The organism is Pseudomonas sp. C6002 (genome assembly GCF_013385805.1).
Lineage (GTDB): Bacteria > Pseudomonadota > Gammaproteobacteria > Pseudomonadales > Pseudomonadaceae > Aquipseudomonas.
Genome location: NZ_JACAPH010000029.1, coordinates 177,795 through 199,272 on the forward strand (window position 1 = coordinate 177,795; position 21,478 = coordinate 199,272).

At 55.4% G+C, this 21,478-nt stretch carries 19 protein-coding genes and 4 tRNA genes; all 23 read right to left on the bottom strand.

The genetic code is table 11. The annotated features are described in order from the left end of the window. Window positions 1-11 precede the first annotated feature (11 nt). Window positions 12-311 (bottom strand): 50S ribosomal protein L23, encoded by a 300-nt coding sequence (rplW, locus tag HX817_RS19570; RefSeq protein ID WP_002555488.1) that lies wholly within the window; start codon window positions 309-311, stop codon window positions 12-14. Continuing rightward, window positions 308-910 carry a 50S ribosomal protein L4 gene (gene rplD, locus HX817_RS19575; RefSeq protein WP_003210082.1) on the bottom strand — a complete coding sequence of 201 codons (603 nt, stop codon included), beginning with the start codon at window positions 908-910 and terminating at the stop codon, window positions 308-310. The genes rplW and rplD overlap by 4 nt, the downstream gene beginning before the upstream one ends. 12 nt (window positions 911-922) lie before the next feature. Next, window positions 923-1,558, bottom strand: a complete 636-nt coding sequence (gene rplC / locus HX817_RS19580) for a 50S ribosomal protein L3 (RefSeq protein ID WP_003194649.1) — start codon at window positions 1,556-1,558, stop codon at window positions 923-925. Window positions 1,559-1,639: 81 nt separating this feature from the next. After that, on the bottom strand, window positions 1,640-1,951 hold the full coding sequence (gene rpsJ / locus HX817_RS19585; RefSeq protein WP_003210084.1) for a 30S ribosomal protein S10: 312 nt from the start codon (window positions 1,949-1,951) through the stop codon (window positions 1,640-1,642). A gap of 141 nt (window positions 1,952-2,092) precedes the next feature. Further along, entirely contained in the window at window positions 2,093-3,286 is a 1,194-nt protein-coding gene (tuf, locus tag HX817_RS19590; RefSeq protein ID WP_003210085.1) for an elongation factor Tu, read from the bottom strand. Between the two features lie 30 nt (window positions 3,287-3,316). Continuing rightward, on the bottom strand, window positions 3,317-5,422 hold the full coding sequence (fusA, locus tag HX817_RS19595) for an elongation factor G (protein WP_003210087.1): 2,106 nt from the start codon (window positions 5,420-5,422) through the stop codon (window positions 3,317-3,319). A gap of 30 nt (window positions 5,423-5,452) precedes the next feature. Then, window positions 5,453-5,923 (bottom strand): 30S ribosomal protein S7, encoded by a 471-nt coding sequence (gene rpsG, locus HX817_RS19600; protein WP_002555493.1) that lies wholly within the window; start codon window positions 5,921-5,923, stop codon window positions 5,453-5,455. 118 nt (window positions 5,924-6,041) lie between these two features. Then, a complete protein-coding gene (gene rpsL / locus HX817_RS19605; RefSeq protein WP_002555494.1) occupies window positions 6,042-6,413 on the bottom strand; it encodes a 30S ribosomal protein S12 in 372 nt (123 codons plus the stop codon). Window positions 6,414-6,629: 216 nt separating this feature from the next. Further along, the gene (gene rpoC / locus HX817_RS19610) at window positions 6,630-10,829 is read right to left on the bottom strand and encodes a DNA-directed RNA polymerase subunit beta' (protein WP_003210090.1); all 4,200 of its coding nucleotides are present in this window, start codon (window positions 10,827-10,829) and stop codon (window positions 6,630-6,632) included. 64 nt (window positions 10,830-10,893) lie between these two features. Continuing rightward, complete coding sequence (rpoB, locus tag HX817_RS19615; RefSeq protein ID WP_008436421.1) at window positions 10,894-14,967, bottom strand: DNA-directed RNA polymerase subunit beta; 4,074 nt, start codon at window positions 14,965-14,967, stop codon at window positions 10,894-10,896. A gap of 220 nt (window positions 14,968-15,187) precedes the next feature. Beyond that, a complete protein-coding gene (gene rplL / locus HX817_RS19620; RefSeq protein WP_003210093.1) occupies window positions 15,188-15,553 on the bottom strand; it encodes a 50S ribosomal protein L7/L12 in 366 nt (121 codons plus the stop codon). 78 nt (window positions 15,554-15,631) lie between these two features. Next, entirely contained in the window at window positions 15,632-16,132 is a 501-nt protein-coding gene (gene rplJ / locus HX817_RS19625) for a 50S ribosomal protein L10 (RefSeq protein ID WP_003210095.1), read from the bottom strand. A gap of 198 nt (window positions 16,133-16,330) precedes the next feature. After that, the gene (gene rplA, locus HX817_RS19630) at window positions 16,331-17,026 is read right to left on the bottom strand and encodes a 50S ribosomal protein L1 (protein WP_003176434.1); all 696 of its coding nucleotides are present in this window, start codon (window positions 17,024-17,026) and stop codon (window positions 16,331-16,333) included. Continuing rightward, window positions 17,026-17,457: a 50S ribosomal protein L11 gene (rplK, locus tag HX817_RS19635; RefSeq protein WP_003210097.1), complete on the bottom strand. Its 432-nt coding sequence runs from the start codon at window positions 17,455-17,457 to the stop codon at window positions 17,026-17,028. The genes rplA and rplK overlap by 1 nt, the downstream gene beginning before the upstream one ends. Before the next feature lie 117 nt (window positions 17,458-17,574). After that, complete coding sequence (gene nusG / locus HX817_RS19640; RefSeq protein ID WP_003176436.1) at window positions 17,575-18,108, bottom strand: transcription termination/antitermination protein NusG; 534 nt, start codon at window positions 18,106-18,108, stop codon at window positions 17,575-17,577. Window positions 18,109-18,117: 9 nt separating this feature from the next. After that, entirely contained in the window at window positions 18,118-18,486 is a 369-nt protein-coding gene (gene secE / locus HX817_RS19645; protein ID WP_003210099.1) for a preprotein translocase subunit SecE, read from the bottom strand. 45 nt (window positions 18,487-18,531) lie between these two features. Beyond that, a tRNA-Trp gene (locus tag HX817_RS19650) sits at window positions 18,532-18,607 on the bottom strand. A 163-nt stretch (window positions 18,608-18,770) separates the two neighbouring features. Beyond that, window positions 18,771-18,846, bottom strand: a tRNA-Thr gene (locus HX817_RS19655). 26 nt (window positions 18,847-18,872) lie between these two features. Continuing rightward, a tRNA-Gly gene (locus HX817_RS19660) sits at window positions 18,873-18,946 on the bottom strand. A gap of 23 nt (window positions 18,947-18,969) precedes the next feature. Then, a tRNA-Tyr gene (locus tag HX817_RS19665) sits at window positions 18,970-19,054 on the bottom strand. Window positions 19,055-19,197: 143 nt separating this feature from the next. Next, window positions 19,198-19,644 carry a hypothetical protein gene (locus tag HX817_RS19670; protein ID WP_087692334.1) on the bottom strand — a complete coding sequence of 149 codons (447 nt, stop codon included), beginning with the start codon at window positions 19,642-19,644 and terminating at the stop codon, window positions 19,198-19,200. Window positions 19,645-19,651: 7 nt separating this feature from the next. After that, window positions 19,652-20,401, bottom strand: coding sequence for a pantothenate kinase (locus tag HX817_RS19675; RefSeq protein ID WP_008436414.1), 750 nt, complete (start codon window positions 20,399-20,401; stop codon window positions 19,652-19,654). After that, window positions 20,391-21,350: a bifunctional biotin--[acetyl-CoA-carboxylase] ligase/biotin operon repressor BirA gene (gene birA, locus HX817_RS19680; RefSeq protein ID WP_003210105.1), complete on the bottom strand. Its 960-nt coding sequence runs from the start codon at window positions 21,348-21,350 to the stop codon at window positions 20,391-20,393. The genes HX817_RS19675 and birA overlap by 11 nt, the downstream gene beginning before the upstream one ends. Window positions 21,351-21,478 lie beyond the last annotated feature (128 nt).

Below are 21,478 nucleotides of genomic sequence, written 5' to 3' on the forward strand. Positions count from 1 at the left end.
GCACCCCTTCCTTACTCAGCACTGCTGCTGAAATCGAGATCTTGGCCTGGCTGAAGGGAGATAACTGCCTTCTTCCAGTCATTACGCTTGCCCAGACCGCGAGCAGTGCGCTTGCTCTTACCCAGAACATTCAGGGTAGTAACACGCTCTACTTTCACGCTGAACAGGCTTTCGACGGCCTTCTTGATTTCCAGCTTGGTTGCGTCAGTTGCAACCTTGAAAACGAACTGGCCTTTCTTGTCAGCCAGAACCGTAGCCTTTTCGGAAACGTGCGGGCCAAGCAGAACTTTAAATACGCGTTCCTGGTTCATCCCAGCAGCTCCTCGAATTTCTTCACGGCCGACACGGTGATCAACACCTTGTCGTATGCGATCAGACTAACTGGATCGGAACCTTGCACGTCACGTACATCAACGTGTGGCAGGTTGCGAGCAGCCAGGTACAGGTTCTGATCAACAGCTTCAGACACGATCAGGACGTCAGTCAGGCCCATGCCGTTCAGCTTGTTCAGCAGATCTTTGGTTTTCGGCGCTTCAACAGCGAAGTCCTGAACCACGACCAGACGATCAGTACGCACGAGTTCAGCAAGGATGGAGCGCAGTGCTGCGCGATACATCTTCTTGTTGAGCTTCTGGGTGTGATCCTGTGGACGTGCTGCGAAAGTGGTACCGCCGCCACGCCAGATTGGGCTACGGATAGTACCGGCACGAGCGCGGCCAGTACCTTTCTGACGCCAAGGGCGCTTACCGCCACCACGAACGTCGGAACGGGTCTTTTGCTGCTTGCTACCTTGACGGCCGCCGGCCATGTAGGCCACGACTGCTTGGTGAACCAGCGTCTCGTTGAATTCGCCGCCAAATGTCAGTTCGGAAACTTCGATCGCTTGAGCGTCATTTACGTTTAATTGCATGTCAGCTTCCCCTTAACCGCGAGCCTTGGCCGCTGGACGTACAACCAGGTTGCCGCCAGTAGCGCCAGGAACAGCACCCTTGACCAACAACAGATTGCGTTCAGCGTCGACGCGCACTACTTCGAGGGACTGCACGGTCACGCGCTCAGCGCCCATATGACCGGACATTTTTTTGCCCTTGAATACACGACCAGGAGTCTGGCACTGGCCAATAGAGCCCGGGACGCGGTGGGAAACGGAGTTACCGTGAGTGTTGTCTTGGCCACGGAAATTCCAACGCTTGATCGTACCCTGGAAGCCTTTACCCTTGGACTGACCGGTTACATCAACCAGTTGACCAGCGGCGAAGATTTCAGCGTTGATCAGATCGCCAGCCTGGTAGTCGCCGTCTTCAAGACGGAACTCCATGACAGTACGACCAGCTGCAACGTTTGCTTTAGCGAAGTGACCTGCTTGAGCAGCAGTCACACGCGAAGCACGACGCTCGCCGACAGTGACTTGCACTGCACGATAGCCATCGGTTTCTTCAGTTTTAAACTGGGTGACGCGATTCGGTTCGATCTCAATGACCGTGACCGGAATGGAGACACCTTCTTCGGTGAAAATACGGGTCATACCGCATTTACGACCGACTACACCAATAGTCATGTTGTAAACCTCATGAGTGTACGGGGCTTTCACCCGCTATGGCCGCCCATTTCAGAGCGTTACACGACTAAGACCCAAGTCTTAGCCGAGGCTGATCTGTACTTCCACACCGGCCGCCAGATCAAGCTTCATAAGTGCATCAACGGTTTTATCCGTTGGCAGGACGATGTCCAGCACGCGCTTATGAGTACGGATCTCGTACTGGTCACGCGCGTCTTTGTTGACGTGCGGGGAGACCAGAACGGTGAACCGCTCTTTACGGGTAGGCAGTGGAATTGGACCACGCACTTGAGCACCAGTACGTTTCGCGGTTTCCACGATTTCCTGGGTGGATTGGTCGATCAGTTTGTGGTCAAAAGCCTTCAACCTGATACGAATTTGCTGATTTGCCATTGGATTTCAGACTCCGGCTGCTATTCCCAGCGAGCGCAACACGCCCGTTAAAAGGAGGCGCAATTCTATAGACGCCCCATATGGGTGTCAACTCAATAAAAAAGCCCCCGCTGAGCGGGGGCTTTTTCAAGTCATCACTTATTAAGCGATGATTTTGGCTACGACGCCAGCGCCGACGGTACGACCGCCTTCACGGATAGCGAAACGCAGACCATCTTCCATTGCGATGGTTTTGATCAGGGTGACAACCATTTTGATGTTGTCGCCTGGCATTACCATTTCAACGCCTTCCGGCAGTTCGCAGTTACCGGTCACGTCAGTGGTCCGGAAGTAGAACTGTGGACGGTAGCCTTTGAAGAACGGAGTGTGACGACCGCCTTCTTCTTTGCTCAACACGTACACTTCAGCTTCGAAGGTAGTGTGCGGCTTAACCGAACCTGGCTTGACCAGAACCTGGCCACGCTCAACGTCGTCACGCTTGGTACCACGCAGCAGAACGCCGCAGTTCTCGCCTGCACGACCTTCGTCGAGCAGTTTACGGAACATTTCAACACCGGTGCAGGTGGTGACGGTAGTGTCACGCAGACCAACGATTTCCAGTGGATCTTGAACCTTAACGATACCGCGCTCGATACGACCAGTCACAACAGTACCACGACCGGAGATCGAGAATACGTCTTCGATTGGCATCAGGAACGGCTTGTCGATAACACGAACTGGATCTGGGATGTAGCTGTCCAGAGTCTCAACCAGTTTACGAACGGCAGTGGTGCCCATTTCGTTGTCGTCAAGACCGTCCAGAGCCATACGAGCAGAACCGATGATGATCGGAGTGTCGTCGCCCGGGAAGTCGTAAGTGCTCAGCAGATCGCGCACTTCCATCTCAACCAGTTCCAGCAGCTCAGCGTCGTCTACCAGGTCAGCCTTGTTCAGGAAAACCACGATGTACGGAACGCCTACCTGACGGGACAGCAGGATGTGCTCACGGGTTTGTGGCATCGGACCATCAGCGGCCGAGCAAACCAGGATCGCGCCGTCCATCTGGGCAGCACCGGTGATCATGTTCTTCACATAGTCAGCGTGACCTGGGCAGTCAACGTGAGCGTAGTGACGGATCAGCGAGTTGTATTCAACGTGCGCGGTGTTGATGGTGATACCACGAGCTTTTTCTTCTGGTGCGCTGTCGATCTTGTCGAAGTCAACACGAGCCGAACCGAAAACTTCGGAGCAGACGCGAGTCAGAGCAGCGGTCAGAGTGGTTTTACCGTGGTCAACGTGGCCGATAGTGCCAACGTTTACGTGCGGTAGGGAACGATCAAATTTTTCTTTAGCCACGACAATTAACTCCTTGCCTAAAGGACTGAATCAGCCTTGTTTTTTGGATACAGTTTCAGCGATGTGCGCCGGAGCTGTGTTGTATTTTTTGAATTCCATAGAGTAGCTTGCGCGACCCTGAGACATGGAACGAACGTCGGTCGCATAACCGAACATCTCGCCCAACGGAACCTCGGCACGAATCACTTTGCCGGAAACCGTATCTTCCATACCCAAGATCATGCCGCGACGACGGTTAAGGTCGCCCATCACGTCACCCATGTAGTCTTCAGGCGTAACGACTTCTACTGCCATGATTGGCTCAAGCAACTCACCACCGCCCTTCTGGGCCAGTTGCTTGGTAGCCATGGAAGCAGCCACCTTAAACGCCATCTCGTTGGAGTCGACGTCGTGGTAAGAACCGTCAAAAACGGTCGCCTTCAGGCCGATGAGCGGATAGCCGGCAACAACACCGTTCTTCATCTGCTCTTCGATACCCTTCTGGATAGCCGGGATGTATTCCTTAGGAACAACACCGCCCACTACTTCGTTCACGAATTGCAGACCTTCCTGACCTTCATCAGCAGGAGCAAAACGGATCCAGCAATGGCCGAACTGGCCACGACCGCCGGACTGACGAACGAATTTGCCTTCGATTTCGCAGTTCTTCGTGATGCGCTCACGATAGGAAACCTGAGGCTTACCGATGTTGGCTTCGACGTTGAACTCACGGCGCATCCGGTCAACCAGGATGTCCAGGTGAAGCTCGCCCATGCCGGAGATGATCGTTTGACCAGTCTCTTCATCAGTCTTGACGCGGAAAGATGGATCTTCCTGAGCAAGCTTGCCCAGAGCGATACCCATTTTTTCCTGGTCATCCTTGGTCTTAGGCTCAACGGCAACCGAAATAACCGGCTCCGGGAAGTCCATGCGAACCAGGATGATTGGCTTGGCAGCGTCGCACAAGGTCTCACCAGTAGTGACGTCCTTCATGCCGATCAGGGCCGCGATGTCACCAGCGCGTACTTCCTTGATCTCTTCACGGGCGTTTGCGTGCATTTGCACCATACGACCCACGCGCTCTTTCTTGCCTTTAACCGAGTTGATCACGCCGTCGCCGGAGGCCAACACGCCCGAGTAAACGCGGACGAAGGTCAAAGTACCCACGAATGGGTCAGTAGCGATCTTGAACGCCAGAGCCGAGAACGGCTCGCTGTCATCGGCGTGACGCTCCATCTCTTCTTCCTCGTTATCAGGGTTGGTACCCTTGATAGCAGGAATGTCGGTTGGAGCAGGCAGGTAGTCGATAACGGCGTCGAGAACCAGGGGAACACCCTTGTTCTTGAAGGAAGAACCGCAAACAGCCAGAACGATCTCACCAGCGATAGTACGCTGACGCAGAGCGGCCTTGATTTCCACGTTGGTGAGTTCTTCACCTTCGAGGTACTTGTTCATCAGCTCTTCGCTGGCTTCGGCAGCAGCCTCAACCATGTTGTTACGCCACTCGTCAGCCAGCTCCTGCAGTTCTGCAGGGATAGGCTTACGAACAGGAACCATGCCTTTGTCAGCGTCATTCCAGTAAACAGCTTCCATGTTGATCAGATCGATCTGACCCTGGAAGTTGTCTTCGGAACCGATAGCCAACTGGATTGGCACCGGAGTGTGACCCAGACGCTGTTTGATCTGACCGATCACGCGCAGGAAGTTGGCACCAGCACGGTCCATCTTGTTTACGTAAACAAGACGTGGAACGCCGTACTTGTTGGCCTGACGCCATACGGTTTCCGACTGAGGCTCAACACCCGAAGTACCGCAGAACACAACGACAGCGCCGTCGAGTACACGCAGGGAACGCTCAACTTCAATGGTGAAGTCTACGTGGCCCGGGGTATCGATTACGTTGAAGCGGTGCTCGTCCTTGTACTGCTTCTCGGAACCTTTCCAGAAGGCGGTAATAGCAGCAGAAGTAATGGTAATACCACGCTCCTGCTCCTGAACCATCCAGTCTGTGGTCGCGGCGCCGTCATGCACCTCGCCCATTTTGTGACTTTTGCCGGTGTAAAACAGTACGCGCTCGGTGGTGGTGGTTTTACCAGCATCCACGTGAGCAACGATACCGATGTTACGGTAGCGGCTAATCGGAGTAGTACGAGCCATAAAGCCCTCGCAAAATTAGTGAAGCTAGAATTAGAAGCGGTAGTGCGAGAAAGCTTTGTTGGCTTCAGCCATACGGTGCACGTCTTCACGCTTCTTAACAGCAGCACCTTTACCTTCAGCAGCGTCCAACAGTTCGCCAGCCAAACGCAGGGCCATAGACTTCTCGCCGCGCTTACGGGCGAAGTCTACCAACCAGCGCATTGCCAAAGCGTTACGACGGGACGGGCGAACTTCAACCGGAACCTGGTAAGTAGCACCGCCTACACGGCGCGACTTCACTTCGACCAGCGGAGCGATGGCGTCGAGAGCTTTCTCGAAGATTTCCAGGGGGTCGCTGTTCTTGCGTTCTTTAACCTTTTCCAGCGCGCCATAAACGATACGCTCGGCAACGGCTTTCTTGCCGCTTTCCATTACGTGGTTCATGAACTTGGCCAGGATTTGGCTTCCGTATTTTGGATCGTCAAGCACTTCGCGCTTGGCTGCTACGCGTCTTCTTGGCATGGATAAGCCCTCAAACGGTCTTCAGGTTCGCTCGGAATCGGTGCCCTTTCGGGACGCCTCCGACCTTACTCTTATCGACTCAGAAAATAAGATGATTCAGTTTTACAAAAAGCCGCTACTACTTAGGCTTCTTGGTACCGTACTTCGAACGACCCTGGTTACGACCTTTAACGCCGGAAGTATCCAAGGAGCCGCGTACGGTGTGGTAACGAACACCTGGCAAGTCTTTTACACGACCGCCGCGGATCAGTACCACGCTGTGCTCTTGCAGGTTGTGACCTTCACCGCCGATGTACGAGGAAACCTCGAAACCGTTGGTCAGGCGCACACGGCATACTTTACGCAGTGCCGAGTTAGGTTTTTTCGGCGTAGTGGTATACACGCGAGTGCATACGCCACGACGTTGCGGGCAGTTCTGCAGCGCAGGCACGTCGGATTTCTCGACGATACGCTTACGCGGCTGACGTACCAGCTGGTTGATAGTTGCCATCTACTAGCTCCACTGTTGTCTTGCGACGCTATTGTCTTGCAAGAAAAGCAAAATGGCAGGAACGAATTCCCGCCAAATTTAGGGGTACAAGAGTCTAAAGAGGATCTTGTCCCCAGTCAAGGCAAGGCCCCGACCTCCCCTTCCATCGAACCGGGACAAATCTGTCTCGATCCGACGAACGGGGCTGCCAGGGCCCGGTCTTATTTACCGCAGAACTCAGTTACCGCTTGAGTTCAGCGCTTCGGTCAGTGCAGCTTCCACTTCACTGGCGCTTACGCGCAACGGCTTGTCGAGTTCACGGCGACGCTTACGCTCGCTGTGGTAGGCCAAACCGGTACCGGCCGGGATCAGACGACCCACAACCACGTTTTCTTTCAGGCCGCGCAGGTAATCGCGCTTGCCGGTTACCGCTGCTTCGGTCAGTACGCGAGTGGTCTCCTGGAAGGAGGCCGCCGAGATGAACGACTCAGTGGACAACGACGCCTTGGTGATACCCAGCAACACACGAGTGAACTTGGAAACGAATTTCTCGTCGTTCGCCAGGCGCTCGTTCTCTACCAGTACGTGAGTCAGTTCCATCTGGTCGCCCTTGATGAAACTCGAATCGCCGGATTCAGCGATTTCAACTTTACGCAGCATCTGACGCAGGATGGTCTCGATGTGCTTATCGTTGATCTTCACGCCTTGCAGACGGTAAACGTCCTGGATCTCGTTAACGATGTACTTGGCCAGCGCACTCACACCCAGCAGACGCAGGATGTCGTGTGGATCGCTCGGGCCGTCGGAGATAACTTCGCCGCGGTTTACCTGTTCGCCTTCGAAGACGTTCAGGTGACGCCACTTCGGAATCAGCTCTTCGTACGGATCGCTACCGTCGTTCGGGGTGATAACCAGGCGGCGCTTGCCCTTGGTCTCTTTACCGAACGCGATGGTGCCGCTGACTTCAGCCAGAATCGACGCTTCTTTCGGACGACGAGCTTCGAACAAGTCGGCAACACGCGGCAGACCACCGGTGATGTCACGGGTCTTCGAGGTTTCTTGCGGGATACGAGCGATAACATCACCGATCGCGATCTTCGCACCATCCGCAACACCGACCAGGGCGTTGGCTGGCAGGAAGTACTGAGCGATAACGTCAGTGCCTGGCAGCAACAGATCCTTGCCGTTGTCATCAACCATCTTCACGGCAGGACGGATATCTTTGCCTGCAGCTGGACGGTCTTTGGCGTCGAGTACTTCAATGTTGGTCATACCGGTCAATTCGTCAGTCTGACGCTTGATCGTGATGCCTTCTTCCATGCCCACGTAGGTCACGGTACCTTTCATTTCGGTAACGATTGGGTGAGTGTGCGGATCCCACTTGGCCACGATTGCGCCAGCGTCGACCTTGTCACCTTCTTTAACCGAAATCACAGCACCGTACGGCAGCTTGTAACGCTCGCGCTCACGACCGTAGTCATCAGCGATTGCCAGCTCACCGGAACGGGACACAGCAACCAGGTGGCCATCCACTCGCTCAACGTGCTTCAGGTTGTGCAGACGGACGGTACCGCCATTCTTCACCTGAACGCTGTCGGCGGCGGAGGTCCGGCTTGCCGCACCACCGATGTGGAACGTACGCATGGTCAGCTGGGTACCCGGCTCACCGATGGACTGGGCAGCGATAACGCCGACCGCTTCACCGATGTTCACCTGGTGACCACGAGCCAAGTCACGGCCGTAGCACTTGGCGCAAATGCCGTAGCGGGTTTCGCAGCTGATCGGCGAGCGAACAATCACTTCGTCGATGCTGTTGAGTTCGATGAACTCGACCCACTTCTCGTCTACCAGGGTGCCGGCAGGAACGATGACTTCCTCGGTACCTGGCTTGAATACGTCACGGGCGATTACTCGACCCAGTACGCGCTCACCCAACGGTTCTACAACGTCGCCGCCTTCGATGTGCGGAGTCATCAGCAGACCGTGTTCGGTGCCGCAGTCAACTTCAGTCACAACCAAGTCTTGCGCAACGTCTACCAGACGACGAGTCAGGTAACCGGAGTTAGCGGTTTTCAACGCGGTATCCGCCAGACCTTTACGAGCACCGTGAGTCGAGATGAAGTACTGAAGTACGCTCAAACCTTCACGGAAGTTCGCAGTAATCGGCGTTTCGATGATGGAACCGTCCGGCTTGGCCATCAGGCCACGCATACCGGCGAGCTGACGGATCTGCGCAGCAGAACCCCGTGCGCCCGAGTCGGCCATCATGTACATCGAGTTGAACGACTCTTGATCGACTTCCACGCCATGACGGTCGATAACACGCTCTTTCGAGAGGTTCGACATCATCGCCTTCGACACTTCGTCGTTGGCCTTGGACCAAAGGTCGATCACTTTGTTGTACTTCTCGCCCTGGGTTACCAGGCCGGAGGCGTACTGGCTTTCGATCTCTTTCACTTCATCGGTGGCAGCACCGATGATGGCGGCTTTCTCGTCCGGGATAACGAAGTCGTTAACACCGATGGAAACGCCGGAAATGGTCGAATAAGCAAAACCGGTGTACATCAACTGGTCAGCGAAGATAACGGTCTCTTTCAAACCAACCACGCGGTAGCACTGGTTGATCAGCTTGGAGATCGCCTTTTTCTTCATTGGCTGGTTGACCACGTCGTACGACAGGCCAGGTGGAACAACCTGGAACAGCAGCGCACGGCCGACAGTGGTGTCGACGATACGGGTGTTCTTGACGCTGCCACCGTCACGATCGTTGATGGTTTCGTGGATGCGGACTTTAACCTTGGCGTGCAGTGCGGCTTCGCCGGCACGGAACACACGGTCAACTTCCTGCAGATCCGCGAACACACGACCTTCGCCCTTGGCGTTGATCGCTTCACGAGTCATGTAGTACAGACCCAATACAACGTCCTGCGACGGAACGATGATTGGCTCACCGTTGGCTGGCGACAGAATGTTGTTGGTCGACATCATCAACGCACGCGCTTCCAGCTGGGCTTCCAGCGTCAGCGGTACGTGCACGGCCATTTGGTCGCCGTCGAAGTCGGCGTTGTACGCAGCACAGACCAGCGGGTGCAGCTGGATAGCCTTACCTTCGATCAGTACTGGCTCAAACGCCTGGATACCCAGACGGTGAAGGGTCGGTGCACGGTTGAGGAGAACCGGGTGTTCACGGATCACTTCAGCGAGAACGTCCCAAACCTCTGGCAGCTCGCGCTCGACCATTTTCTTGGCAGCTTTGATGGTGGTCGCGAGACCACGCATTTCCAGCTTGCCGAAAATGAACGGCTTGAACAGCTCGAGAGCCATCTTCTTCGGCAGACCGCACTGGTGCAGACGCAGGGTCGGGCCTACGGTAATTACCGAACGACCGGAGTAGTCAACACGCTTACCGAGCAAGTTCTGACGGAAACGACCTTGCTTACCCTTGATCATGTCAGCCAGGGATTTCAGAGGACGCTTGTTCGAACCGGTGATAGCGCGGCCACGACGACCGTTGTCGAGCAGGGCATCGACAGCTTCTTGCAACATACGCTTTTCGTTGCGCACGATGATGTCCGGAGCGGACAGGTCGAGCAGACGCTTCAAGCGGTTGTTACGGTTGATCACGCGACGGTACAGGTCGTTGAGGTCGGAAGTCGCGAAGCGACCGCCATCCAACGGTACCAGCGGACGCAGGTCTGGCGGCAGAACCGGCAGAACGGTCAGCACCATCCACTCTGGCAAGTTGCCGGAACCCTGGAAGGCTTCCATCAACTTCAGACGCTTGGACAGTTTCTTGATCTTGGTTTCGGAGTTGGTTTGCGGAATTTCTTCACGCAGACGGCCAATCTCGTGTTCCAGGTCGATAGCGTGCAGCAGTTCGCGGACAGCTTCGGCACCCATGCGGGCATCGAAATCGTCGCCGAACTCTTCCAGCGCTTCGAAGTACTGCTCGTCGTTGAGCAGCTGACCCTTTTCAAGGGTGGTCATGCCTGGATCGATAACGACATAGCTCTCGAAGTAGAGAACGCGTTCGATATCACGCAGGGTCATGTCCATCAGCAAGCCGATACGGGACGGCAGCGATTTCAGGAACCAGATGTGGGCAACCGGCGAAGCCAGTTCGATGTGCGCCATGCGCTCACGACGAACCTTGGCCAGTGCAACTTCAACGCCGCACTTCTCGCAGATCACACCACGGTGCTTCAAGCGCTTGTACTTACCGCACAGGCACTCGTAATCCTTTACCGGGCCAAAGATCTTGGCGCAGAACAGGCCGTCACGTTCTGGTTTGAACGTACGGTAGTTAATGGTTTCCGGCTTTTTAACTTCACCGAACGACCACGAACGGATCATCTCAGGCGATGCCAACCCAATACGGATGGCGTCGAACTCTTCGACTTGACCCTGGTTTTTCAGCAAATTCAGTAGGTCTTTCAAGGCCTTTCCTCCTGGCGGAGCAGAGAGCGGGCTAAACAGCCCCGCTCTCGATTCGCGTCACGTGTTATTCGGTTTCCAGATCGATATCGATGCCGAGGGAACGAATTTCTTTGATCAACACGTTGAAAGACTCGGGCATGCCCGGCTCCATACGGTGATCGCCGTCCACGATGTTTTTGTACATCTTGGTCCGACCATTCACATCGTCCGACTTCACTGTGAGCATTTCTTGCAGAGTGTAAGCAGCACCGTATGCTTCCAGTGCCCAGACCTCCATCTCCCCGAAACGCTGACCACCGAACTGAGCCTTACCACCCAGCGGCTGCTGGGTAACCAGGCTGTACGAACCGGTAGAACGAGCGTGCATCTTGTCGTCTACCAAGTGGTTCAGCTTCAGCATGTACATGTAGCCAACAGTAACCGGGCGCTCAAACTTGTTGCCGGTACGGCCGTCGAACAGCTGCATCTGGCCGCTTTCTGGCAGGTCTGCCAGTTTCAGCATGGCCTTGATTTCGCTTTCCTTGGCACCGTCGAACACCGGGGTAGCCATTGGAACGCCGCCGCGCAGGTTCTTCGCCAGATCCAGGATTTCCTGGTCGGAGAAGGTGTCCAGCTCTTCGTTGCGACCGCCGATCTCGTTGTAGATCTCGTGCAGGAACTTGCGCAGGTCTGCAACCTTGCGCTGCTCTTCGATCATACGGTTGATCTTCTCGCCCAGACCTTTGGCCGCGAGGCCCAGGTGGGTTTCAAGGATCTGACCAACGTTCATACGCGAAGGTACGCCCAACGGGTTGAGGACGACATCGACCGGGGTGCCATTGGCATCGTGCGGCATGTCTTCAACCGGCATGATCACGGAGACCACACCTTTGTTACCGTGACGACCGGCCATCTTGTCGCCCGGCTGGATGCGGCGACGGATTGCCAGGTAAACCTTGACGATTTTCAGCACGCCTGGAGCCAGGTCATCGCCCTGCTGCAGTTTGCGCTTCTTGTCTTCGAACTTGTCGTCCAGCAGACGGCGACGATCGACGATGTAGGCCTGGGCCTTCTCGAGCTGCTCGTTCAGAGCATCTTCAGCCATGCGCAGTTTGAACCACTGCCCGTGCTCAAGACCGTCGAGTACTTCGTCGGTGATGTCCTGACCTTTCTTCAGACCTGCGCCGCCTTCAGCCTTGTGGCCTACCAGGGCGGAACGCAGACGTTCGAAGGTCGCGCCTTCAACGATACGGAACTCTTCGTTCAGATCCTTGCGGATCTCGTCGAGTTGGGTCTTCTCGATGGACAGTGCACGAGCATCACGCTCAACGCCGTCACGGGTGAAGACCTGTACGTCGATGACAGTGCCCTTGGTACCGGTAGGTACACGCAGGGAAGTGTCTTTAACGTCGCTGGCTTTTTCACCGAAGATGGCACGCAACAGCTTCTCTTCCGGAGTCAGTTGGGTCTCGCCTTTCGGAGTGACCTTACCTACCAGAATGTCGCCTGCGCCAACTTCAGCACCTACGTAAACGATACCGGCTTCGTCCAGCTTGTTCAGTGCAGCTTCACCCACGTTCGGGATGTCTGCAGTGATTTCCTCTGGCCCAAGCTTGGTGTCACGCGCCACACAGGTCAGTTCCTGAATGTGGATCGTGGTGAAGCGATCTTCCTGAACCACACGCTCGGACAGGCAGATGGAGTCTTCGAAGTTGTAACCGTTCCAGGCCATGAACGCGATGCGCATGTTCTGACCCAGTGCCAGCTCACCCATATCGGTGGACGGACCGTCTGCCATGATGTCGCTGCGCTGAACCCGATCACCCTTGCTCACCAGCGGACGCTGGTTGATGCAGGTGTTCTGGTTGGAGCGGGTGTACTTGGTCAGGTTGTAGATGTCGACACCGGCTTCGCCAGTTTCAACTTCGTCATCGGCAACACGAACCACGATACGGCTGGCATCAACGGAGTCGATCACGCCGCCACGACGAGCCACGACGCAAACGCCGGAGTCACGGGCTACGTTACGCTCCATGCCGGTACCTACCAGCGGCTTGTCGGCGCGCAGGGTCGGTACAGCTTGACGCTGCATGTTGGAACCCATCAACGCACGGTTGGCGTCATCGTGCTCCAGGAACGGGATCAGCGACGCTGCAACCGAAACTACCTGCTTCGGCGATACGTCCATCAAGGTGACGTCTTCCGGCGCCTTGACGGTGAACTCGTTCAAGTGACGAACAGCTACCAGCTCGTCGATCAGCATTTTCTTGTCGTTCATCGTGGCCGAAGCCTGAGCGATCACGTGATCAGCTTCTTCGATGGCGGACAGGAACACGATCTCGTCGGTGACCAGTGCGTCTTTCACCACGCGGTACGGGCTCTCGAGGAAGCCGTACTGGTTGGTGCGCGCGTAGGCAGCCAGGGAGTTGATCAGACCGATGTTCGGACCTTCCGGCGTTTCAATCGGGCATACACGACCGTAGTGAGTCGGGTGTACGTCACGAACTTCAAAGCCTGCACGCTCACGAGTCAGACCGCCCGGGCCCAGTGCGGAAACACGGCGCTTGTGGGTGATCTCGGAGAGCGGGTTGTTCTGGTCCATGAACTGCGAGAGCTGGCTGGAACCGAAGAACTCTTTCACCGCCGCAGCCACTGGCTTGGCGTTGATCAGGTCTTGCGGCATCAGGCCTTCGCTTTCGGCCATCGACAGACGCTCTTTGACCGCACGCTCAACACGTACCAGGCCAACGCGGAACTGGTTCTCGGCCATTTCGCCTACGCAGCGAACACGACGGTTACCCAGGTGGTCGATGTCATCGACGATGCCTTTGCCGTTACGGATGTCGACCAGGGTCTTCAGTACCGCGACGATGTCTTCCTTGCACAGCACGCCCGAACCTTCGATCTCGGTACGACCGATACGACGGTTGAACTTCATCCGGCCGACCGCAGACAGGTCATAGCGCTCAGGGCTGAAGAACAGGTTGTTGAACAGGGTCTCGGCAGCGTCTTTGGTTGGTGGCTCGCCAGGACGCATCATGCGATAGATCTCGACCAGCGCTTCCAATTGGTTGCTGGTGGAGTCGATCTTCAGGGTGTCGGAGACGAACGGGCCGCAGTCGATGTCATTGGTGTACAGGGTCTCGATGCGAACAACCTGGGACTTGGCGATTTTCGCCAGGATCTCGGTGTTCAGCTCGGTGTTGCATTCAGCCAGGATTTCGCCGGTGGCCGGGTGCACGATGACCTTGGCGGTGGTGCGACCCAGGACGTAGTCCAGAGGCACTTCCAGCGTCTTGATACCGGCTTTTTCGATCTGGTTGATGTGGCGCGCGGTAATACGGCGGCCGGCTTCAACGATGACCTTGCCTTTGTCGTCCTGGATGTCCAGAACGGCAATCTCACCACGCAGGCGCTGAGGCACCAGTTCCAGGCTGAGGGTTTCGCCGCTCAGGTGGAATACGTTAGTGGTGTAGAAAGCGTCCAGCACTTGCTCAGTGGTATAGCCGAGCGCGCGCAGCAGTACCGAGGCCGGCAGCTTGCGACGACGGTCGATACGCACGAACACGCAGTCTTTCGGGTCGAACTCGAAGTCCAACCACGAACCGCGGTACGGAATGATCCGCGCGGAGTACAGGAGCTTGCCGGAGCTGTGCGTCTTGCCGCGGTCGTGGTCAAAGAACACGCCCGGGGAACGGTGCAGCTGGGAAACGATAACGCGCTCGGTACCGTTGATAACGAAGGTACCGTTCTCAGTCATCAGGGGGATTTCACCCATGTAGACTTCTTGCTCTTTGATGTCCTTGATCGCTTTGTTCGACGACTCTTTGTCGAAGATGATCAGACGGACTTTTACCCGCAAAGGTACGGCGTACGTAACACCGCGCAACACGCATTCTTTGACATCAAATGCCGGTTCGCCCAGGCGATAACCGACGTACTCCAGCGCAGCATTGCCGGAGTAGCTGATGATCGGGAAAACGGATTTGAAGGCCGCATGCAGGCCCACGTCGCGGAACTGATCTTTGGTCGCTCCCGCCTGCAAGAATTCACGATACGAATCCAGCTGGATAGCCAGAAGGTACGGGACATCCATGACGTCCGGCAACTTGCTAAAGTCCTTGCGGATACGTTTTTTCTCAGTATATGAGTAAGCCATCAGCGTTCCCCAGCTTGGTCACCTGCTTGTTTGGCCCCTCCCGACGGGAGCAGCCAGAAAATCTTGCAAACCCCATGGTTTGCGCCACCGCATCGGGTGGTTACAGCGCGTTATAGGCGACGACCGAGTCGATTGCCAATAACGGAAAAAGGCCGGTGGCAAGAGCCACCAGCCATCAGCCTTCAGCTTAACGCTTGGGCTGGAGACGCAAGGTCGATGCTTACTTCAGCTCGACTTTAGCGCCTGCTTCTTCCAGCACTGCTTTAGCTTTGTCAGCTGCGTCTTTCGACACTGCTTCCAGAACCTGGGCAGGGGCGCCGTCAACTACTGCCTTGGCTTCTTTCAGGCCCAGACCGGTCAGTTCACGTACTGCCTTGATCACGTTTACTTTCTTCTCGCCAGCTTCCAGCAGCATGACGTTGAATTCGGTTTGCTCTTCAGCAGCAACAGCGGCAACAGCTGGGCCAGCCGAAGCAGCGGCAGCGGAAACACCGAATTTTTCTTCGAAAGCTTTGATCAGCTCAACAACCTGCAGAACCGACATTTCAGCTACGGCGTTGAGGATATCGTCTTGGGAGATAGACATTGCTGTAATTCCTGAATTGGGGGACGGCCTACGCGGCCATCGAAATAAACAAAAATACGCGAGGGGAGATGCTCAGCCTTAGGCTGCGGCAGCTTCTTTTTGCTCGCGAACTGCGGCCAGAGTACGAGCCAACTTGCTGGTAGCGCCTTGAATCACGCTCATCAGCTGAGAAATAGCTTCGTTACGGGTCGGCAGTGTTGCCAGTACGTCGATTTGGTTAGCTGCGAGGAACTTGCCCTCGAACGCAGCTGCCTTGATCTCGAACTTATCCTGACCCTTGGCGAATTCCTTGAACAAACGGGCAGCAGCGCCAGGATGTTCCTTGGAGAACGCAATCAGGGTCGGGCCAGTGAACACGTCGTTGAGGACACTGTATTCAGTGTCAGCAACAGCGCGCTTGAGCAGGGTGTTACGTACAACACGTACGTATACGCCAGCTTCACGAGCCTCTTTACGGAGTCCGGTCATAGCGCTTACTGTCACACCACGGGCATCAGCCACGACAGCGGACAGAGCAGCTTTGGCAGCCTCGTTGACTTCAGCGACGATGGCCTTCTTGTCTTCGAGATTAATTGCCACGGGTTTAACTCCTGCTTGTTACCGTTTCATCTGGCCTGGGCCGGATGTCGTTTTGGTGTCTGATTCGGTAAGGAACCGGGAGCACCATCTGCGTAGGCTTGTGGTTTAAGACTTGCGTCGCCTACGGTCTTGGATAGCCCCCGCCAGGCAGGGACCCCAATCTTTCAATTGGCGCAATTACTTGCGCCAATTTGTGTCTTATACGTCCAGCGAGCCTTGGTCGATGACCAGACCTGGGCCCATAGTGGTGCTCAGGGTAACGCGCTTGACGTAGATACCTTTCGAGGAAGCTGGCTTGATACGCTTCAGATCAGCGATCAGGGCTTCAACGTTTTCCTTCAGCTTGACGGCATCAAAGCCGACTTTGCCAACGGAGGTGTGAATGATGCCGTTTTTGTCGGTGCGATAACGAACCTGACCAGCCTTGGCGTTTTTAACCGCGGTAGCTACGTCTGGAGTCACGGTGCCGACTTTAGGGTTAGGCATCAGGCCACGTGGACCGAGGATCTGACCCAACTGACCTACAACGCGCATTGCATCCGGGGAAGCAATTACGACGTCATAGTTCAGGTCGCCGCCTTTCATTTCGGCAGCCAGGTCGTCCATGCCAACGCGATCGGCGCCGGCGGCCAGAGCAGCTTCAGCTGCTGGGCCTTGGGTGAAGACAGCTACACGTACAGTCTTGCCAGTACCGTGTGGCAGCACAGTAGCGCTACGAACGACCTGGTCGGATTTACGTGGGTCAACGCCCAGGTTTACAGCAACGTCAACAGACTCGCTGAACTTGACAGTCGACAGCTCGGTCAGCAGAGCAGCAGCGTCTACAAAATTGTAGGACTTGCCCGCTTCGATTTTGCCGGCGATAGCCTTTTGGCGCTTGGTCAGCTTAGCCATTACACACCCTCCACGTTAAGGCCCATGCTACGAGCAGAACCGGCGATGGTACGCACGGCTGCATCCATATCAGCTGCAGTCAGATCCGCGTTTTTGGTTTTCGCGATTTCTTCCAGCTGAGCACGGGTCACGGTGCCAACCTTAACGGTGTTAGGACGAGCGGAACCGCTAGTCAGACCAGCAGCTTTCTTCAACAGAACCGAAGCCGGGGTCGACTTGGTTTCGAAGGTGAAGCTACGGTCGCTGTATACAGTGATGATCACTGGAGTCGGCAGACCTGGCTCAATACCCTGAGTACGGGCGTTGAAGGCCTTGCAGAATTCCATGATGTTCACGCCGTGCTGACCCAGAGCTGGACCAACAGGTGGGCTTGGGTTGGCCTGAGCGGCCTTCACTTGCAGCTTGATGTAAGCGGTAATCTTCTTGGCCATGAGGCACTCCAATTACGGGTTCGAACGCCTCGAAAGGCTCCCCGGTTACTTGCGCGTTTATCCCAGTGACGACAAAACCCCACAGCCTAAGGCTGCGGGGTTGGGATGCTTGCTCAGCTAGACTTTTTCGACCTGGCTGAACTCTAGCTCTACCGGAGTAGAGCGACCGAAAATGAGCACTGCCACTTGGATCCGGCTCTTTTCGTAGTTAACTTCTTCGACGGTGCCGTTAAAATCAGCGAACGGACCATCTGTGACACGAACAACCTCACCCGGCTCGAACAACGTCTTCGGCTTGGGCTTGTCGCTACCATCAGCAACGCGACGCAGAATTGCTTCTGCTTCTTTGTCAGTGATCGGAGCAGGCTTATCAGCGGTACCGCCGATGAAACCCATGACGCGAGGAGTGTCCTTGACCAAGTGCCAAGTACCCTCATTCATGTCCATTTGAACCAGCACGTAGCCAGGGAAGAACTTACGTTCGCTTTTGCGTTTCTGGCCATTACGCATTTCAACCACTTCTTCAGTGGGAACCAGAATTTCGCCGAAGCCATCTTCCATGCCTGCCAGCTTTACGCGCTCTAGCAAAGAGCGCATGACATGCTTCTCGTAACCCGAGTAAGCATGCACAACGTACCAACGCTTAGCCACGGGACACCCTTAGCCAACAATCAAGGAAACAAGCCAGCCGAGCAGGGAATCAAGCCCCCACAACAGCAACGCCATAACCAGAACAACAGCTACCACGATCAACGTGGTCTGCGTGGTTTCTTGGCGAGTCGGCCAAACGACTTTACGGATCTCGGTACGAGCTTCCTTCACCAGGACCGCAAACGACTTGCCTTTTGCAGTCTGCAAGCCAACAAAGGCAGCAACAGCAGCAAGGGCGAGCAATGCGAGGACACGGTACAGGATTGGCGACCCAGAGTAGTACTGGTTACCAACAACGCCTACAACCACAACAGCGACTACTACAAGCCACTTGAGCAGATCGAAGCGAGAGCCTTGAGCTTCAGCCTTAGGAGTCATCTATGAAGATCCTGTGAAAAGAAAGCCAGACACACCAAGTGAATCTGGCAGGTCAGGAGGGAATCGAACCCCCAACCTACGGTTTTGGAGACCGTCGCTCTGCCAATTGAGCTACTGACCTAAAACAAAATCAGGCCGACAATTATGCCGATCTGAAAAAGACTTTACAACAACAAACCCCTGCAGACCTGAAACCCACCCAAACAAAACAGCGAGAGAGGGCATATTCAACCGGAGGTAGCTGTTAAAACAAAGGCAGATATTTTCATATCTGCCTTGTTATATGGAGCTCTTGAGCGGATTTGAACCGCTGACCTCACCCTTACCAAGGGTGTGCTCTACCAACTGAGCTACAAGAGCGAAACAACTTGCACAACCTGCAAACTTGGAGCGGGTAGCGGGAATCGAACCCGCATCATCAGCTTGGAAGGCTGAGGTTCTACCACTAAACTATACCCGCGGAGCTTGCAGCTCACGCTAAAATGGTGGAGGGGGAAGGATTCGAACCTTCGAAGTCGTAGACGTCAGATTTACAGTCTGATCCCTTTGGCCGCTCGGGAACCCCTCCTAAGCGAGCCGGCATTCTACATCATGCCAGCCTTCTGTCAAGCATTTTCTCATTAAAAAATATGAGGTTAGCTGCGTTGACCTTCACTTCACCCTGTCGACCTAGAAGGTCTTCACTGCGAAGCGGGCGCCATTCTATGCAAACTATTCGAAGGTTGCAATGCCTTCGCACGGCATTATTTTATGTTTTAACTCATTGAATTCATTAGCAAGGTTTTCAAAGGGCAGATCATCGGCCAGACGCCTGCTTTCAGGGGCCACTCGCAGCCAGTATCCCGACGCATCAGGCAGGTTCAGAGACTGCAGCCTGACCTTGATATCCAGGCTGGTGAGGCGCTGCTCAACGGACTGAGCCTCTTTCTGATCAGGCAAACCGCCGATATACAAGCACGTCGCCTGCGCATCAGGCGCTTTTGCCCTGTCTCGCCGAACCATCGCATCAGCCGATTCGCTCAACAGGCGGATATCTTGCTGAGAACCACGATAGAGAGCCAAAGGCGTGACATCTTTAGCGCGCAGAGGGGCCTCCTGCTGATGCCAGATGTAATAGAAGACATTGAGGACCAGCAAAAGCAGAAACAGCCAACGCATAAAAACCTCAGGACAAAGGGCACGCCATCGCCAAGCCAACAAAAACCAGATCAGGAACAAGCCTACCGTGAGGCACAGCGTCAGCCACGAGCTCAGCGTCCCCACCGGTAAGGAAGACGGTAAAATCGCTCCCCCAATAGCTTCGAGCCAACTCCAGCTGGGTCAACACAAAACCCCTCAGCATGAGCGTACAGCCGCGCTCTACCGCCTCCACAGTTGTGCGCCCTGGAGACAGCGCCTCAAGAGCCCGTTCAGCGGCGATATCGTCATAGCGTATTTTGCGGGTATGTGTTCGAAGCTGATTACGCATCAGCGGCATCCCCGGACAAATGAAACCGCCGAGATGCTCACCGTCTGCGGAAATGAAGTCTGCTGTTGCGGCGGTGCCAAAATCGAGCACCAGGCACGCGCCCGACGCCAGCTGAAACCCACCCAGCATCGCGAGCCAACGATCCAGTCCCAGGCGCTCGAAATCTTCGTACCCGTTCCGCACCCCACCCATCTGCCTCGCCGAAGCAGCACACAGCACCTTGACGCCAAATGCCTCGACCAGGGTAGCGACCAGTTGACTTGTCTCATCCGAAGCGCGAACACTCACCAGCCGGCAGTCTTTTAACGCGAGCCCCGGGAGCGCGAACAGGCTGTCGATCAGCGAGGCATCCGACCCAACGACACCTTCGGCAAAGATACGAGCCTTATCCGACTCAAGTACCCGCCATTTGATAAAGCTATTCCCACAGTCGAGCTCAAGAATCATCACGCAACCTCAGGCTTAGCTCACCACCGCTATATACTTTCTCAACACCATCCACGCTCAACCGCAATGCACCTTGCCCATCGACCCCCAGCACCACGCCGTCAATCTGGTTCACGCCCGCGATGAGCGATACAGGCCGGCCCTGCCATAAATGGCTTTGCTCCCACTCACCCTGAATTGCCGAAAAGCCAGATGCCTGGTGACGCTCAAGATAAGCCTGCAGCTGCACTCCAAGACGCGCTACCAGGTAGTTGCGATCAACAGCACTGCCGCTCTCCAACTGTACGGAGCTCCATTGCTGATCGACCTCATCCGCCTTCTGCATGTTCACGTTGATGCCGATACCAATAACGACGTGACAGACGTCAGCGGGATCCCCGACCAGTTCCAGGAGAATTCCGGCGATCTTTTTCTGCCCGACCAAAACGTCATTTGGCCACTTCAACCCCGCACCACGAACACCCGCGTCGCGCAGCGCCTGCATAACTGCAAGTCCGACCACCAGGCTTAGCCCTTCCAACTGACGCATGCCGCCTTCGATCCGCATCACAAGGCTGTAGTAGACGTTTTGAGCGAAAGGACTGACCCACTTTCGTCCGCGCCTTCCCCTGCCTGCAGTTTGCTGTTCTGAAAGCACAAGAAATGGCGCAGTGCGACCCGATTCAATCAGCCGCAATGCCTCGGCATTGGTAGAGTCAATGGAGTCAGAGATATGAACAGGCCATGCAGGAACAGGTACATGCCGAGCTATTTCATCGGCACTTAACAGTATCAGGGGCGCAGCCAACTGATACCCCCTGCCGCGCACTTTATGGATAGGTAGACCCAATTCCGCCTCGAGATGCTGAAGCTGCTTCCATACAGCACTGCGACTGACACCCAAGGCAGCACCGAGCGCCTCCCCGGAGTGGAATCGACCATCTTTTAGAAGTTTCAACAACGTCAGCATGCAGGTCTCGCCTCACAATGAGGCACGCATGATAGCCATGCATTAGGCCATTGCATAGAAAGGCAGGACGTTAGCATTGAAGATGCTTGAAATTCGACCGCCCAAATTTTCCGACCGCCCAAAACAAA

Excerpts from the sequence above, each read along its gene's own strand:
- rplW (WP_002555488.1), bottom strand. The coding sequence starts at position 311 with ATGAACCAGGAACGCGTATTTAAAGTTCTGCTTGGCCCGCACGTTTCC.
- rplD (WP_003210082.1), bottom strand. The coding sequence starts at position 910 with ATGCAATTAAACGTAAATGACGCTCAAGCGATCGAAGTTTCCGAACTG.
- rplC (WP_003194649.1), bottom strand. The coding sequence starts at position 1,558 with ATGACTATTGGTGTAGTCGGTCGTAAATGCGGTATGACCCGTATTTTC.
- rpsJ (WP_003210084.1), bottom strand. The coding sequence starts at position 1,951 with ATGGCAAATCAGCAAATTCGTATCAGGTTGAAGGCTTTTGACCACAAA.
- fusA (WP_003210087.1), bottom strand. The coding sequence starts at position 5,422 with ATGGCTCGTACTACTCCGATTAGCCGCTACCGTAACATCGGTATCGTT.
- rpsG (WP_002555493.1), bottom strand. The coding sequence starts at position 5,923 with ATGCCAAGAAGACGCGTAGCAGCCAAGCGCGAAGTGCTTGACGATCCA.
- rpsL (WP_002555494.1), bottom strand. The coding sequence starts at position 6,413 with ATGGCAACTATCAACCAGCTGGTACGTCAGCCGCGTAAGCGTATCGTC.
- rpoB (WP_008436421.1), bottom strand. The coding sequence starts at position 14,967 with ATGGCTTACTCATATACTGAGAAAAAACGTATCCGCAAGGACTTTAGC.
- rplL (WP_003210093.1), bottom strand. The coding sequence starts at position 15,553 with ATGTCTATCTCCCAAGACGATATCCTCAACGCCGTAGCTGAAATGTCG.
- rplA (WP_003176434.1), bottom strand. The coding sequence starts at position 17,026 with ATGGCTAAGCTGACCAAGCGCCAAAAGGCTATCGCCGGCAAAATCGAA.
- rplK (WP_003210097.1), bottom strand. The coding sequence starts at position 17,457 with ATGGCCAAGAAGATTACCGCTTACATCAAGCTGCAAGTGAAGGCCGCT.
- secE (WP_003210099.1), bottom strand. The coding sequence starts at position 18,486 with ATGACTCCTAAGGCTGAAGCTCAAGGCTCTCGCTTCGATCTGCTCAAG.
- HX817_RS19670 (WP_087692334.1), bottom strand. The coding sequence starts at position 19,644 with ATGCGTTGGCTGTTTCTGCTTTTGCTGGTCCTCAATGTCTTCTATTAC.
- HX817_RS19675 (WP_008436414.1), bottom strand. The coding sequence starts at position 20,401 with ATGATTCTTGAGCTCGACTGTGGGAATAGCTTTATCAAATGGCGGGTA.
- birA (WP_003210105.1), bottom strand. The coding sequence starts at position 21,350 with ATGCTGACGTTGTTGAAACTTCTAAAAGATGGTCGATTCCACTCCGGG.